The sequence below is a fragment of the Blastococcus sp. SYSU D00669 genome (assembly GCF_054050715.1).
In genome coordinates this window covers 52,373-67,102 of the sequence record NZ_JBJGZV010000024.1, presented here as the reverse complement: position 1 = coordinate 67,102, position 14,730 = coordinate 52,373, and the positions used below count along the sequence as shown (strand labels likewise).

Here is a 14,730-nt window from a genome sequence, read left to right as displayed (position 1 = left end):
AGGTCCCCGACAGGGGCGCGACACCGGTCGGCCCGATCGTCGGCGGCGGCGACGGACCCGCCGCCGCTCGTTCGCACCCGGAGACGACCCCCGATGTCCTTCTCAGCTGCACGCCCCTCCCCCGGCCGGGCCGCCCGGCTCGGCCTGTTCGCCCTGCCTGCCTACGGCGCCCTGCTGGGGCTGAGCACGCTCACCCACCAGCCGTCCGTGGACGACTTCGACGCCTACGCGCGCTACGTCACCACCGACGTGTTCCTGGTCAGCCACCTGGGCGCGAGCATCCTCGGCGCCGCCCTGGCGGTGCTCGGCGCGGTGGCGGTCACCGCCCACCTCGTCCGCGGCCGGGCCGCACGCACCGCCGTGGCCGGGCTGGTGCTCACCACCGTGTCCAACGTCTTCCTCGCCGCGACGTTCGGCAGCGCGGCGTTCGTCCAGCCGGGCATCGGGCGGGCCCACCTCGCCGGCGTCCCGGGCATGGCGGAGCTGAACGCCGACACCGCCTACGGCCCGGCGTTCTTCGCCACGGCCCTGACGGCCACCTTCTCGCTCATGGTCTCGGCGGTCGTGCTGGGGACGGCGATCGCGCGCACCGACGCCCGGCTGCGGTGGCCGGGCGTCGCCTACGCCGTCCTGGTCCCGCTGTTCGCGCTGACCGGCTTCGTCCTCCAGTCGGCCCAGGCCACCACGGGGTTCGCCCTGGCCCTGGCCACCGCGGCGCTGGCGGTGCAGCTCCCCCGGGTCGTCACGGCAGGTCAGCAGGCCGCGCCCGCGACCCGTCCCGCGGCGATCCCGGTCAGCAGCTCGTCGGCCGAGCTCTGACGCCCCGCCCGCAGGGCCGGGTCGGAGCGGTCGCCGAGGGCCTCGCGCAGCACCGGCCACCAGCGCGCCAGCCGGCGGTCCTGCAGGGCGGTCCGGGGGACGCCGACGTCGTCGCGCAGCTGCTCCGCGCACCCGAGCAGCCGCGCGGCGACGTCGGCGTCGTCGGGCGCGAGGGCCTGGGCGAGGAGCTCCAGGCTCTCGGCGAGGGCGGCCGTCTGGCCGAGCTCGCGCGCGCCGCCGGCCGCCCGGAGGAACAGCTCGGTGGCCCCGGCCCGGTCGCCCTCGGCCAGCGCGACCTGGCCGAGGGTCTGCTGGGCCGCCGCCAGGCCCTCGGGGTTGCCGACCGACTCGTAGATGGCGAGGGCCTCCCGGGCCAGCGCACCGGCCTCGGCCGGGTCGCCCGCGGCGAGGCAGGTGCGGGCGTGCTGGTCGAGGCAGAGCGCCACGAGGTGCCGGTCCCCCGCCCGGCGCAGCACGTGCCGGGCGTCGAGCAGCAGCTGCCGGGCCGGGCCGGTCTCGCCCCGGTCGAGCGCGGTCCGGGCGCGCAGGACCAGCGCCAGGCCCGTGCCGCTGTCGAAGGCGTCCGCCCGGAACAGCGCGACGGCCCGGTCCTGCGCCGCGGCCGCCTCGTCCAGCCGGCCGAGCGCCCAGGTCGCCGTCCCCAGGTGCAGGGAGCTGAAGGCCTCGCCCCGCAGGTCGCCGACGGCGGCGAAGCCGGCGGCCGCCCGCCGGCACTCCGCCTCGGCCGTGCGGAGGTCACCGACCGACTCGGCGTGCATGCCGGAGGCGAGGTGCAGGCCCGCGTCGAGGCGCGGGCCGTGGGGGCCGGCCGCCCGCGCCTCGGCGATCCACCGCCGGGCCTCCGCGAAGGAGCCCTCGTAGGACCAGAACCAGGACAGCGAGCAGACCAGCCGCGCGCCCGTCTCCGGGCGCGCCGCCGGCCCGCCCAGGCAGTGGCGCAGCGCCGCGCGCAGATCGGCGGCCGCCGTCCGCAGCTCGGCGAACCAGCCGGGCTGGTCGACGCCGCGGATGCCGCGGTCGGCCTCCTCGGCGAACGCGGCGTACCAGCGGGCGTGCCGGTCGCGGGCGGCCAGGAACTCGGCCGGGTCGGCCGCCAGGCGCTCGCCGGCGGCGGCCCGGATCGTGTCGAGCAGCCGGAAGTGGTCGTCCTCGGCCGGGGCCACCAGCGACTGGCGGACCAGGCTCAGCAGCAGCCGCAGGCCGTCGGTCGGCAGCCCCGCGCCGGCGACCTCGACCGCGGCCTCCAGCAGGAAGGGGCCGGCGAAGACCGACAGCCGGTCGAGGAAGACGGCCTCCTCGTCGGAGAGCAACCCGTAGCTCCACTCGACCGCCGCCCGCAGCCCGGCGTGCCGGCCCGCGGCCCCGTCGCCCTCCCCGACCAGGCGCAGGCGGTCGCCCAGCACCTCGGCGATCTTCGCCGGGCTCAGCGCCGCCGCATGGCCCGCCGCGAGCTCCACGGCGAGCGGCAGCCCGTCGAGCAGCCGGCACACCCGCGCGACGTCGTCGGCGTTGGCCTCGGTCAGCGCGAAGCCGGGCCGCACGGCCGCCGCCCGGTCGGCGAACAGGTGCACCGCATCGGCGACCGGCAGCGGCGGCACCGGCCACGACACCTCGCCGGGCAGGCCCAGCGGCCGGCGGCTCGTGGCGAGCACCCGCAGCGCGGGGCAGGCCGGCAGCAGCCCGGCGACGAGCCGGTGGACCTCCTCGACGACGTGCTCGCAGGTGTCGAGCACGAGCACCACCTCACGGCCGCCGATCCACGCCCGCAGCTCCGCCACCGCGTCGGCCGTGGACAGCCCCGTGCCGACCGCCGCCGCCACCGCGACCTCGACGCCCGGTCCCGGACCGACGGCGGCGAGGTCGGCCCACCGGACGACGTCCTGCCGGTCGCGCACCGCCTCCACGGCGAGCCGGGTCTTGCCCGCACCGCCCGGTCCGGTCAGGGTGACCAGCCGGTGCGCCCCCAGCAGCCGCCGCACCGCGGGGATCGCCTCCTCCCGCCCGACCAGCGTGGTCAGCGGCACCGGGAGCTCGGGGACCGCCGCCGGTGCGGACGGCGCCGGGGTCGGGGTCGGGAGGACGGTGACCGGCTCGGGGTCGGCGGCCACCGCTCCGGGCGACGCCGGGTCGAGCGCGGGGTCCTGGCGCAGGATCTGCTGCTCGAGCTGCTGCAGGGCCGGCCCCGGGTCGAGGCCGAGCTCGTCGACCAGCGCCGTCCGGGTGGACTCCAGGGCGCGCAGCGCGTCGGCCTGCCGCCCGGCCCGGTAGAGCGCGAGGGCGTGCAGGCCCTGCAGCCGCTCGCGGAACGGGTGCTCGCGCACCAGCGGGCCGAGGTCGGGCAGCGCCTCGTCGTGCCGGCCCAGGGCCAGCAGACCGACGGCCCGCACCTCGTACGCCTGCACCCGCAGCTCGTCGAGCCGGGCGATCTCGCCCTGCGCGAAGGCATCGTCGGCCGCCTCGCTCAGCGCCGGACCGCGCCAGAGCGCCAGCGCCTCCCCGGCGAGGCGGACCTGCTCGGCCGGGCCCGTCCCGGCGGCGGTCGCCGTCCGGACCGCCTCCTCGAAGCGGAACAGGTCCACCTCGTCCCGGGCGACCGCCAGCCGGTAACCGGCGGGGCCGCGCTCGACCCGCACACCGGCGCCGGTGAGCGTCCGCCGCAGGTAGGAGATCAGCAGGTGCAGGGCGTTGTCGGCGTTCACCGGGGGCTCGTCGCCCCAGAGCTGGTCGACCAGCGTCGCCTGGGCCACCGGGTCGCCCCGCTGGAGCAGCAGCGACAGCAGCAGCCGGCGCGGCCGCCCGCGGCGAACCTCGACCGGGCGGCCCTCGTGCCACACCTCCAGCGGGCCCAGCACCAGCAGGTTCACCGACCGGCCCCCGGACGACAGACGGATGACAGCGACGGGCGCGAAGCTACCCGCCGTGAACGCTGATCTGGAGCTGGTCCGACGGCTCGTCGCGGCCGACCACGGCCTCGCCGTGGTGTCCACCACCCGTGCCGACGGCGGCGTCCAGGCCTCCGTCGTCAACGCCGGGGTCCTCCCCCACCCCGTCGACGGCGAGCCGGTGGTCGCCTTCGTCGCCCGCGGCGGCACCCGCAAGCTGGCCCACCTGCGCCGGCGCCCCCACCTGACGCTGGTCCTGCGCGCCGGCTGGGAGTGGGTCGCCGTCGAGGGGGACGTCGAGCTCGCCGGTCCCGACGACACCGATCTCGGCCTGGGCGCGGACGAGGTCCGCCGGCTGCTCCGGCGGGTCTTCGCCGCGGCCGGCGGCACGCACGACGACCTCGACGAGTACGACCGGGTCATGCTGGTCGAGCGCCGCACCGCGGTGCTGGTCCGGCCGCAGCGGGTGTACACCAACCCGCCGCAGGCCCGGCACGTCGAGCGGTGACCGTCGAGGTCCTGCGGCGCGACGACGACGTCGTCCTCTCCCGGCTCGTGGTCGGGCCGCTGCGGACCAACACCTACCTGGTGACCTGCGCGCGCACCGGGGACACCGCCGTCGTCGACCCCGGGGACGACGAGCCGCGGATCACCGCCGCGCTGGGCGGCCGCCGGGCCGTCGCCGTGCTGCTGACCCACGCGCACTGGGACCACGTGCAGGCCGCCGACGCCGTCCGCGCCCGGCACGGGTGCCCCGTGCTCGCCCACCCGGCGGAGGACGCGGTGTGGGCGCACGAGCTCGCCCACCTGCGCACCCACGGGCAGTGGGACTGGGGGCTCGAGCACCCACCCGCCGGCGCGGCGGCGCCGGTGCCGCGGTGGGACGGGCGGGTCGACCACCCGCTCGCCGACCACCTGCGGATCGGGCAGCTGGACCTCGAGGTGCTGCACACCCCGGGCCACACCCCGGGCTCGGTCTGCCTGCGGCTCGGCGCCGACCTGCTCACCGGCGACACGCTGTTCCCCGGGGGTCCCGGCCTCACCGGCTGGCCGCTGTCGGACTTCGGCACGATCCTGGCGTCGATCGAGGGCCGGCTGTTCGCCCTCCCCGACGCGGTCCGCGTCCACCCGGGGCACGGGCCCGGCACCACGGTCGGCCGGGAGCGCCCGTCGCTGGCGGAGTGGCGCCGCCGCGGCTGGTGACAGCCGGGCGACAGAGCGGCGACACGACCGCGGCCGACGGTGGGGCCAGACGCGGCGAAGGGCCGCGGCCGATCCTCAGGAGTCCCGATGTCCCGCCTGCTGCACGTCTCCGCCTCCCCGCGCGGCGCCCGCTCCGAGTCGCTGGCCCTCGCGGCGACGTTCCTCGCCACCTACCGCGAGCTGAACCCGCTCGACACCGTCGACACCTACGACCTCTGGGACGGCACGCTGCCGGAGTTCGGGCCGGCCGCCGCCGGGGCCAAGATGACGATCTTCGGCGGCGGGCAGCCCGAGGGCGCCGAGGCCGAGGCCTGGGCCGCCGCCCGCGCCACGTTCGAGCGGTTCGACGCCTACGACCGCTACGTGTTCAGCGTCCCGATGTGGAACGCCGGCATCCCGTACGTCCTCAAGCAGTTCATCGACGTGGTCAGCCAGCCGGGCATGGTCTTCGGGTTCGACCCGGTCGCCGGTTACACCGGCCTGCTGCGGGGCAAGAAGGCGGTCCTGCTGCTCACCAGCGCGGTCTACGGCGTGGGGAGGCCGGCCACCTTCGGCTCCGACTTCCAGTCGCCGTACCTGCGCGACTGGCTGCACTGGGCCGGCGTGCTCGACGTCGAGGAGGTCCAGTTCCGGCCCAACCTCGCCACGGCCGACGCCGCGGCCGGACGCGAGCGGGCGCACGAGGAGGCCCGCCGGCTGGCGGCGAAGTTCTGATGGCGCGCTCGCCCGAGGAGGTCGTGCTCGGCTTCCTGCTCGACGTCCGCTCGGGGCACCGCCCGCACCGCGCGAGGACCTACCTGGCCCCGCGCGTGCGCGCGCACCAGGGCCGGCCCGGCACGGCGCACGCGGTCGTGACCCGCGACCCCGAGCAGTACGCCGAGCACGTCCGCGAGATGCTGTCCGCCGTCGGGCCCTGGACCTTCGAGGTGCTGGGCCTGACGCGGCGGGCGGGGCTGGTCGAGGCCACCTGGCGGCAGACCGGCCGCGTGGTCGAGCACGGCCGGGCCGGCTACCGCGTCCGGCACGGCCGGATCACCGAGTACTGGATCGAGTCCCACCAGGACGGCGCCCCCGGCGCGGGAGGAGCAGCGATGCCGACGACCGACCGCGAGGTCCTCCGGTACACCGCGTTCAGCACGTCCCCGGCCGGTGGCAACCCCGCGGGGGTGGTGCTCGACGCCGGTGGCATGTCCACGGAGGAGATGCTGGCCACCGCGGCGGAGGTCGGCTTCTCCGAGACCGCCTTCCTCGCCCCGCGGGACGGCCGCTTCGACGTCCGGTACTTCAGCCCCCGCGCCGAGGTCCCCTTCTGCGGGCACGCGACCATCGCCTCGGCGGTGGCGTGGGCCGGGCGGCACGGCCCCGGCCGGCTGCTGTTCGACACACCCGCCGGCGAGGTGGAGGTCGTCACCCGGCGCGCGGACGACGGATCCGTCCGGGCCACCCTGACCAGCGTCCCGCCGAGGACGGCGCCGCTCGCCGACGCCGACCGGCGGGCCCTGCTGGCCGCGCTGCGCTGGTCGGAGGACGAGCTCGACGCCTCGCTGCCGCCTCGCGTGGCGTACGCGGGCGCCTGGCACCCGGTGCTGGCGGTGACCGGCCGGGACCGGCTGCGGGACCTGGACTACGACTTCGACGCGCTCGGCGCCCTGATGGCCGCCCGCGACTGGACCACGGTGGACCTCGTGTGGCGCGAGGACGCCACGACCTTCCACGCGCGCAACCCCTTCCCACCCGGCGGGGTGGTCGAGGACCCGGCCACCGGCGCCGCCGCGGCCGCCCTCGGCGGCTACCTGCGCGAGGGCGGGCACGTCCCGACGCCGGTCACGCTCACCGTCCACCAGGGCGCCGACATGGGCCGCCCCGGCGTCCTCGAGGTCGACGTCCCCGCGGGGGCCACCGGCATCCGCGTCACCGGGACCGCCGTCCCGCTGCCGGCCTGACCCCACCGACGACCGGGCGCCGTCACGGCGTCCGGTCGTCGACCCCGTCCGCGGTCAGCGCGTCGAGCAACCGGCGGTGGGCATCGGCCAGGGCCGCCAGCTGCCGGCGCAGCCGTCGCACCTCCGCCTCGAGCGCCTCCACCCGCCCGGACGGCGCCGTCACGGGCGGCGCGGCGACGGACGGCGCGACGGGGACCGCCCGCACGGGCGCGGGTGCGGGCGCGGGTTCCGCGGCGGGCGGGCGGGCGTCGTCCGGCGGGACGCCCCGGCCACCCGTTGCCGCCGGTGACGGATTGCCCGAGCGCTCCAGGTACCGCCGGGCCACCTCGACCGGGATCCGCCACACCGTCCGCTGCCCCTGGAGGACCTGCTCCCCCGCCAGGTTGCCGGCGCGCAGCTGCGCCCGGATCGCCGCCGGGGTGACCTGGCGCAGCTGGGCCAGCTGCTCGACGGTGAGGAAGTCGTCCTCGAGCTCGTCGAACGGCGGACCGGTCATGTTGCGCAACCTTACGTCCCCGAACGCTTGCGCAATCTGTTTCGCAGTGACATCGCCGCCTGCCGCCTCGCCCACTGCCCGGGCATGTGGATGCTGGCGCGTTTGCGCAACTCGGGCACCGCAGGACGGGAGTGATTGCGCAAACGAACCGCATCGCCTTCCTCGCGGTACCCCTCCCCGTAGTTGCGTACGCGCACCCGTCCCACTCGCGGGGCGGATCCCCCGAGTGGGACGAGTGGGACGGCGGGCGCAGGACTCCCGGGATGCACCCCGCGAGTCGCGCCGGGCGGACGTCGGCGCCGTGACAGGATCCAGGCGTCGAAATGACCAGCGTGCAACTCGAGGAGGACCACGTGCCGACCAGCTCCGCGGCGCCCACCCGCGCCCGCCGCACCTCGCGGGAGCCCGGCTTCTACACCCGCGCGCAGGTCGAGGAGGACCTCGGGCTGACGGCGACCGAGCTGGACACCTTCGAGCGCGCCGGTGTGCTGGGGGCCGAGCAGCGCCGCCGCCGCGGGGACACCCGCCCGGTCCTCTACTCGACCAGCGACCTGGCCGTCGCCCGCTTCGCGATGGCGGCGCACCGCCTCGGTGTCCGCGGCGAGCAGCTGCGCCGGCTCAGCGACGCGCTGCGGCTCAAGCGCAAGCGGCTGCAGCCGGGCTGGAGCGGCCTGATCGTCGTCGACGGCGACGGGGACGTGGAGCTGCTCGCCGACGCCGGCGGCCTCGGCGACTACCTCCGCCGCTACCCCGTGCCGGTGGCCTCGCTGCTGGTGACCGCCCTGAGCGTGCCGGAAATCGTCACGGACGCTGCCGCGTGAGCGGGCCCGTCGCCCCGGGGAGGCGCACCGTGCGCTGACCGACCCCAGAAACGCAACGTGGCACCGGCCTGCCAGCCGATGCCACGTACACGCCCGACGGCCTGCGAAAGCCTCCGGAATGGACGCCACAAGGCTAGCAGCGGTCCGCCGGGTTGTCGTGCTGTTCCCTCGGCACCGGTGTCAGGTTCCGCGACACCGGTGTCCGCGTCCTGCGCCCGGAGAGCTGCCGATCCATGACCGCTTCCCCTCCCCCGCCCCTCGGGGCCGGTACGCCGACCACCGCCCGGCCGGCGCTCGTCTTCGAGGTCACCAAGACCATCGCCGCCTACACCACCGACGGCATCGCGCCCGGCGGTGGGCTGAAGGTGACGGTGGTGCCCGAGGCCGCCCTGCAGCTGCAGCGGGCCCTCGGCGTCAAGTTGTTCTCAGCGCTGTTCACGCTGATCTGCATGGCCGGCGACGACGGCTCCCGCCTGGTCGTCGACACCAACGCCTCGAAGCTCGCCGAGCAGCTCGGCTGCAGCCGCCAGAAGGCCGGCGAGATGGTCACCCAGCTGGAGCAGGCCGGGTTCCTCGACCGCCAGCAGGCCCGTGGCATCGGCGGCCGTGCCGACCGGTTCGGCCGCGGCCGGTACGTCCTCTGCCCGGAGCTGTACCGCGCGGTGGAGCGACGGCAGTCCCTCACGCACAGTGAGCGCCCGCTCGGTGGCTCGCCCACCGGTGTCACGGGAGCTGACACCGGTTCGCGGAGAGCCGGTGTCACGGAAGCTGACACCACGCCGACCGCTGTCAGCCGGCCTGACACCGGCGACGGACCCGCAGGTCGCACCGGTGGCAGGTTCTCCGACGGCGGGGTGCGCAGTCACCGTCATGGAGATGGGATGGATGAAGACCATCCATCTCCCCCGGCACCCGACGCGCGGCTGACGCCGCCGTCGGTCCTCGCCGGGCTGCCGGTCGCCGACGTCGTCGCGCTGCTCGAGCAGTGGGGCGTGTTCGACGCGGAGTCCGTCGTCCGCACCGCCGACCCCGTGGCCCTCGACGCGGCCCTGCGCGAGATCTCCGGGCGCTTCGGCGAGATCAAGAACCCCGGTGCCTACCTGCGCCGGCTGCTGGCCACCGGCGGTCCGACCCCGCCGCGCGACCGTGCCGCCGCCGTCCCTCCCCCGCTGCCGGCCCCACCGGTTCCGTCGGTCCCGGCGGCTCGCCCGGTCGTCCGGCCCGCCGTGCCGGGGCCGGAGGCCGCCCGTCCCGCGGCGGTCCAGGTCGCGGCCGGCCCGAGCCTCCCGGAGCTGACCGGCGAGGACCTCGTGGCGGTGTACGCCGGGCTGTCGGAGGACGCGCGGGCCGCGGTCGACTCCGCCCTGGGCCGGATGGCGCAGGTCGCCGGCGCCGGGTGGTGCAACGTGCCGGGTCTGATCCGGCCGCGCCGGCTCTACCTGGTCGGGGTCCTGGAGCGGCTCGGGCTGCTGGACGGCGCCCGGTGAGCTACGACGGCCGCACGTCCCCGGCGGGCACCTCGTCGAGGACCCCGGCGAGCGCCAGGTCGGTCACGAGGTCGGCCGGGAGCTCCCGCCCGCGCCGGACGGCGTCGTCGAACGCCGGCCCGAGCGCCGAACGGGCGCCGTCCCGCGTCCGCGCCTTCAGCTCCGGGTCGGGCAGGTAGTAGTTGTAGCCACTGCCCCACGAGCTGCCGAGCGCGGCCTCGGCGGCACCCAGCAGCACCGCCGCCCGTTCCCACCGGCCGTCCTGCCCCTCCAGGACGGCGAGGGCGTCGAGGAAGTAGGCGGTGTTCGCCCGGTCGCCGGTCTCGCCGGACAGGACGACCCCCTCGTGCAGCAGGTCGCGGGCGGCGTCGAACCGCCCCTCGCTGGTCGCGGCCTGGGCCAGGTTGTAGAGGGCGACGTAGGTGACCAGCCGGTCCCCGCGCCGCCGGGCCGCGGCGAGCCCCCGCTCGAACAGGGCGGTCGCCGCGGCCGTGTCGCCGGTGACCAGGCGGACGGTGCCGAGCCAGACGAGCCCGAGCGAGCGCAGCCAGTCGGCGTCGGCCTCCTCGGCGAGGTCGAGCGCCCGCTGCAGGTGCCCCTCGGCCTCGCCGAGCTCCCCGGTCGCCATGGCCACCAGGCCGAGGCCGCCGTGGCCGTTGGCCTGCATCTGGAGGTCGCCGGTCCGCTGCGAGAGGGCGAGCCCCTCGGCCCACCGGGCCGCGGCGACGGCGTAGTCGCTCTCGACGTAGGCGAGGCAGGCCGCCGTCGTCGCGGCGCGGGCGCGCACCGCGTCGGACAACTCGAGGCGCAGCGCGGCCTCGACCCACTCCCGTCCCTGGCGGTCGCCCCCGCGCAGCCACCAGGCCAGCCACACCGCCCAGCACATGCGGGCCGCGGTCTCGCCGTCCCCCGCGCGCAGCGACTCGGCGATCGCGTGCCGGACGTTGCCGTCCTCGGTCGCGAGCCGGTCCAGCCACTCGACGGCGGCCGCCGTCTGCAGCCCCGGCTCCGCCTCCTCGACCAGCCGCAGGTACCGGGCCGCGTGGGCGGCCGTCACCGCCGGCCGCTCCCCGGCGGGGAGCAGGGAGTCGGCGTACTGCCGGATCGGCTCGAGCATGCCGTACCGGACCTCGCCCCCGGCGCCGTGCGAGGGGACGACGAGGGAGTGGTCCACCAGGGTGCCGAGGGCCGGCAGCACCTCGGCGGGCGGCATGGACGGCGGCGCGACCGCCTCCGCGCCCTCGAGGTCGAAGCCGCCGGCGAACACGGCCAGCCGGGGCAGCAGCGCCTGCGCGGCGGGCGGCAGGAGGTCGAAGCTCCAGTCGAGCGTGGTGCGCAGGCCGCGCTGGCGGGCCGGCAGGTCCAGCGTCCAGCCGGTCGCGAGCGCCTGGTCCAGCCGCTGCAGCAGGGCCGCCGGGGACAGCAGCTTGACGTTGGCGGCCGCGAGCTCCAGGGCCAGGGGCAGGCCCGACAGCCGCCAGCAGATGGCCGCGACGTCGCCGGCGGTGGCCGACGTGACCGCGAAGGACGGCACCACCGCACGGGCGCGGGAGACGAAGAGCTCGCCGGCGGCCGACGACATCACCTCGTCCGGGGCCGGCCCCTGCGTGGAAGTCGGCAGCCGCAGCGGCTCCACCACGCGCTCCTGCTCGCCGCGCACCCGGAGCGCGGCACGGCTGGTGACCAGCACGGTCACGTCGGGACAGCCCGCGAGGATCTCGGCGACCGTGCCGGCCGCCTCGGTGAGGTGCTCGAAGTTGTCGAGGACGAGCAGCAGCTGCAGCGGGCGCAGGACGTCGATGAGCGCCGGCACGGCGCTGCCGTCGCCGGGCTCCCCCGTCCGCAGCTCGCGCACGCCCAGCGCCCGCGCCACCGCCGCCGGGACGGCGCCGGCCTCCGCCACCGGGGCCAGCGGGACGAACGCGACGCCGTCCCGGAAGGCGGCCGCCGCCTGCCGCGCCACCTCGACGGCCAGCCGGGTCTTGCCGACACCGCCGGGGCCGGTGAGCGTGAGCAGCCGCGGCCACGGTGCGGTCAGCAGGGTGAGGATCCCGGTCAGGTCGCCGCCGCGGCCGACGAGGGACGTCGCCGGGGTCGGCAGGCCGCGTGCCGCGGGCGCCGGCGGCGTGGCGGCCTCGTGCGCGGCGGGCTCCCCGTCGAACAGCCACTCCCGGTCGGCGTCGGAGAGGCCGAGGGCGGTGGCCAGCGTGCGCACCGTGTGCGGGTAGGGACGCCGCCGCACGCCGCGCTCGAGCGCGCTGATCCCGTTGACGCTCAGCTCCGCCCGGGCGGCCAGCTCGGCCTGTGTCATGCGGGCCGCCTCGCGCAGCGCCCGCAACCGCTCCCCGAAGGGCGGATCTCCCGGCTCTGCCGCCCCCGTTCCCGACACGGCCCGATGCTAGGCCGCTCGGCGGGGCGGCCGCGGGCGCCCGCACCAGCAGGTGTGTGGGTGGTGTGTGGGTGCTGCCCGTTCCGCGCGAGGGGTGCGCACCGGAGAGTCGACGTCGTACCGCCCCGCAGTGGAAGGAGTTCCGGTGACGCCGACGAGCAGGCAGCCGGTGTGCATCCCCGACGACCCGGCGACCGGTGCCGTCACGCCGTGGGGCGACCGCTTCCGCGAGGTGGTACCGGCCAACCTCACCACGGGCGCGTTCTCGACCTTCCTGGTCGACGCGTCCCCGGGCGACGGGCGGCCCGACTAGGTCCACCACGCGGCCGACGAAGCGTTCGTCGTGCTCAGCGGCACGGTGACGTTCAGCGTGGCGGGGTGCGAGGACTACCGCGACCTCGGCCCCGGTGCCGCCGTGTTCGTCCCGCGGGGTGCGCGCCGGTCGTTCCGCACCGGCGCCGCCGGGGCGCAGCTGCTCGCCACGCAGACGCCGGGCTGGCGGATCCACGGGCTCGCGGCACCCACCACGGACGCGCTCACCCTCCGCCAGGTCGCCGACGCGCTCGCCCTCTGCGGGATCGAGCTGGTCCCCGCCGACCAGCGGGCGCCGCTCCGGGCCCTCCGCCCGGCCTCGCCGGTGTCCCGCGAGCTGGTGCTCGTCGGCCGGCGGATCCCGGCGGATGCCGCCGCGCGCGTCGTCGCCTCCGTGGGCTGACCGTGGCCCTCGACCTCAGGTCGAGGTCGAGAGCCACGGCCCGTCCGGTTCAGCGGCTGTACTGCTCGGCGCGCGAACCGTCCCGCGGCACCCGGCGCGGGGTGGGCAGGTCCCTCGTCAGCGGCCGCAGACGCGGTTCCGGCTGGGCACGGGTGGGGAGCGGGTGTCGCATGGAGCACCGTCCGATCGTCTCGGTCCGTCACGGGAGGCAGCCTGGCGCCCGGCTGGCGGACCGATCGTGCGCAGCGGCCCCCGGACGCCGGCCGCGCCACGCCGGGTGCCGGGGACGGGCGGACGGCCGCACCGCGTGTCCGGTCCACACGCAGCCGGCCGACCACTCCCCGGTACGGTGACCGCCGACACGTCCTACGCTGCGCAGACGTGACCGCGTCCCCCTACCTGGTCGAGCGCCTCGTGGACCCGCAGCGGCAGGTCGAGGTCCTGGTCGACGGCCGGTGGTGGCCCGGCGTGCAGCGCGGCTGGCGGATGTACGACGACGGCTCCGGCTGGCGCGCCGCCGTGAGCTACGTCGTCGAGACCGCGACGGGGCTCGAGGCCTGCGAGGACGACGTGCCGGTGGGCCGGTTCCGCACGGCCTAGGAGCGGACCTCGCGCACGACGACGACCCGGCGCCGGGTCGTCCAGGGACGGGGAACCGGCGGCTGGGTGCGCTCGGGCGGCTCGTGCGGGGAAGTCACGGGCCGAGTAGAGCGACCCCACCGGTCCACGGGCCAGACCTGGGGGAACGCTCCGGCGAAGTTCACCCGAACGGTCGCCGACCGGCACCGGCGCGCTACTCGGTGGCGACCTCGTCGGCCGGCGGTGCGCTGATCTCGACCGGCTCGTCGAAGTCGCCCAGCTCGACGAGGGTGCGGACGTCCTGGCCCTGCACGGTGAACTCCTGGAGCACCCGCACCGGCCGGCCCTCGTCGTCCGCCCACAGGTCCACCGGCAGCCGCGTCAGGCCGGAGCTGAGCAGGTCCGCCCGCCCGGGGGTGTCGTTGGGCAGCCGGAGGACGTCGACGGTGAGCCGGTAGTGCGTCGCCGGCGCGCCGGCCACCTCCTCCTCGCCGACCACCTCGACGGTCGAGGACTCGGCGAACGCGGTGTACTGCGCGAGGTCGCTGCTCGACCGCGTCGACTCCAGCGACGCGGCCAGCTCGCGGATCAGCGGGTCGCTGCTGTCGGCGCTGACCAGCAGCCACGGCCGGTCGGAGGGGTTGATGCCCTCGGGCAGCTGCACGTAGGTCTGCTCGTCGACCTGGACGACGCGGATGTCCCCGACGCCGGGCACGGTCTGGGTGAGGTCGAACGCCTCGGTGCGCCCGTCCTCGAGCAGCTGGTCGCCGCTGCCGGTGATCTCCGTGCCGGCCGCCGAGACCTCCAGCTCGATGTGCGCCGACTCGATGTCCGCCGCGCCCTCGCGCAGGTGCTCGGCGAGGCCGGCGGCGTCGGTCGGCGGCGCCCCGCCGCCCACCTGGTCGATCCACTCGGACTGGCCGCACCCGGTGAGCAGCCCCGCCGCGAGGACGACGGCGGGCAGCGCGGTCCGCTTGCTGGTCACCAGCGGACCGTAACCGCTCCGCTCGCGCGCGCGGCAGGTCGGCGCACCGGCGTGCTCAGGCGGCGTCGTCCTCCTCGACCCCGGCCAGCGCGGACCGCAGCTCGAGGAAGAGCAGCCACGGCGCGACGACGTCGTCCATGTCCCGGCCGCTGGCCGCCACCAGGTCGTCGACGAGCGCCGCGACCAGCCCGCGCGCGGCCATGTAGACCGTCGCCGCGTCGACCAGCGCCGGCTCGTCGCCGATCTGCAGACCGCCGGAGCGCACCCGGATGACCTCGCCGTTGCCCCAGCCGAGGTCGGATGCCGCGCTGCCGAGGAGGGCGATGGCGGTGCGCAGTTGCTCCGGGACGGGAACGTCGACGTACATGGGGGACTCCAGGTCTGGTCGGT

At 76.9% G+C, this 14,730-nt stretch carries 15 protein-coding genes; 10 read left to right on the top strand and 5 right to left on the bottom strand.

The features are described 5' to 3' along the window. Positions 1-93 precede the first annotated feature (93 nt). Positions 94-819, top strand: a complete 726-nt coding sequence (locus ACI8AF_RS17400) for a hypothetical protein (protein WP_456540993.1) — start codon at positions 94-96, stop codon at positions 817-819. Here ACI8AF_RS17400 and ACI8AF_RS17395 read toward each other — a convergent pair. Next, positions 753-3,704: a BTAD domain-containing putative transcriptional regulator gene (locus tag ACI8AF_RS17395; protein ID WP_456540992.1), complete on the bottom strand. Its 2,952-nt coding sequence runs from the start codon at positions 3,702-3,704 to the stop codon at positions 753-755. The two genes, ACI8AF_RS17400 and ACI8AF_RS17395, sit on opposite strands and share 67 nt — an antisense overlap. A 55-nt stretch (positions 3,705-3,759) precedes the next feature. Here ACI8AF_RS17395 and ACI8AF_RS17390 point away from each other — a divergent pair, with 55 nt between their 5' ends. From ACI8AF_RS17390 to ACI8AF_RS17375, 4 genes are all read left to right on the top strand, one after another. Then, on the top strand, positions 3,760-4,230 hold the full coding sequence (locus ACI8AF_RS17390; RefSeq protein ID WP_456540991.1) for a TIGR03618 family F420-dependent PPOX class oxidoreductase: 471 nt from the start codon (positions 3,760-3,762) through the stop codon (positions 4,228-4,230). After that, positions 4,227-4,925, top strand: coding sequence for an MBL fold metallo-hydrolase (locus ACI8AF_RS17385; protein WP_456540990.1), 699 nt, complete (start codon positions 4,227-4,229; stop codon positions 4,923-4,925). The genes ACI8AF_RS17390 and ACI8AF_RS17385 overlap by 4 nt, the downstream gene beginning before the upstream one ends. A gap of 87 nt (positions 4,926-5,012) precedes the next feature. Next, the gene (locus tag ACI8AF_RS17380; protein ID WP_456540989.1) at positions 5,013-5,639 is read left to right on the top strand and encodes an FMN-dependent NADH-azoreductase; all 627 of its coding nucleotides are present in this window, start codon (positions 5,013-5,015) and stop codon (positions 5,637-5,639) included. After that, positions 5,639-6,868 (top strand): PhzF family phenazine biosynthesis isomerase, encoded by a 1,230-nt coding sequence (locus ACI8AF_RS17375; RefSeq protein WP_456540988.1) that lies wholly within the window; start codon positions 5,639-5,641, stop codon positions 6,866-6,868. Before ACI8AF_RS17380 ends, ACI8AF_RS17375 begins: the two co-directional genes overlap by 1 nt. A gap of 22 nt (positions 6,869-6,890) precedes the next feature. Here the strand turns inward: ACI8AF_RS17375 and ACI8AF_RS17370 are convergent, their stop codons facing one another. Beyond that, complete coding sequence (locus tag ACI8AF_RS17370) at positions 6,891-7,364, bottom strand: hypothetical protein (protein ID WP_456540987.1); 474 nt, start codon at positions 7,362-7,364, stop codon at positions 6,891-6,893. 323 nt (positions 7,365-7,687) lie between these two features. Here ACI8AF_RS17370 and ACI8AF_RS17365 point away from each other — a divergent pair, with 323 nt between their 5' ends. Both ACI8AF_RS17365 and ACI8AF_RS17360 read left to right on the top strand, forming a co-directional pair. After that, on the top strand, positions 7,688-8,185 hold the full coding sequence (locus ACI8AF_RS17365; protein ID WP_456540986.1) for a hypothetical protein: 498 nt from the start codon (positions 7,688-7,690) through the stop codon (positions 8,183-8,185). Positions 8,186-8,418: 233 nt separating this feature from the next. After that, positions 8,419-9,672 (top strand): hypothetical protein, encoded by a 1,254-nt coding sequence (locus ACI8AF_RS17360; RefSeq protein ID WP_456540985.1) that lies wholly within the window; start codon positions 8,419-8,421, stop codon positions 9,670-9,672. Between the two features lies 1 nt (position 9,673). Here the strand turns inward: ACI8AF_RS17360 and ACI8AF_RS17355 are convergent, their stop codons facing one another. Continuing rightward, entirely contained in the window at positions 9,674-12,061 is a 2,388-nt protein-coding gene (locus ACI8AF_RS17355) for an ATP-binding protein (RefSeq protein WP_456540984.1), read from the bottom strand. A 145-nt stretch (positions 12,062-12,206) separates the two neighbouring features. On the opposite strand from ACI8AF_RS17355, the gene ACI8AF_RS17350 reads away from it, so the two are divergent. The 3 genes from ACI8AF_RS17350 to ACI8AF_RS17340 all read left to right on the top strand — a co-directional run bounded on the left by ACI8AF_RS17350 (position 12,207) and on the right by ACI8AF_RS17340 (position 13,376). Next, positions 12,207-12,374, top strand: a complete 168-nt coding sequence (locus ACI8AF_RS17350; protein ID WP_456540983.1) for a hypothetical protein — start codon at positions 12,207-12,209, stop codon at positions 12,372-12,374. A gap of 30 nt (positions 12,375-12,404) precedes the next feature. Continuing rightward, positions 12,405-12,776, top strand: a complete 372-nt coding sequence (locus ACI8AF_RS17345) for a hypothetical protein (RefSeq protein WP_456540982.1) — start codon at positions 12,405-12,407, stop codon at positions 12,774-12,776. 381 nt (positions 12,777-13,157) lie between these two features. Then, positions 13,158-13,376 (top strand): hypothetical protein, encoded by a 219-nt coding sequence (locus tag ACI8AF_RS17340; protein ID WP_456540981.1) that lies wholly within the window; start codon positions 13,158-13,160, stop codon positions 13,374-13,376. A gap of 193 nt (positions 13,377-13,569) precedes the next feature. Here ACI8AF_RS17340 and ACI8AF_RS17335 read toward each other — a convergent pair whose 3' ends face one another. Beyond that, positions 13,570-14,340, bottom strand: coding sequence for a hypothetical protein (locus ACI8AF_RS17335; protein ID WP_456540980.1), 771 nt, complete (start codon positions 14,338-14,340; stop codon positions 13,570-13,572). 55 nt (positions 14,341-14,395) lie between these two features. After that, a complete protein-coding gene (locus ACI8AF_RS17330) occupies positions 14,396-14,707 on the bottom strand; it encodes a hypothetical protein (protein WP_456540979.1) in 312 nt (103 codons plus the stop codon). Positions 14,708-14,730: the final 23 nt, after the last annotated feature.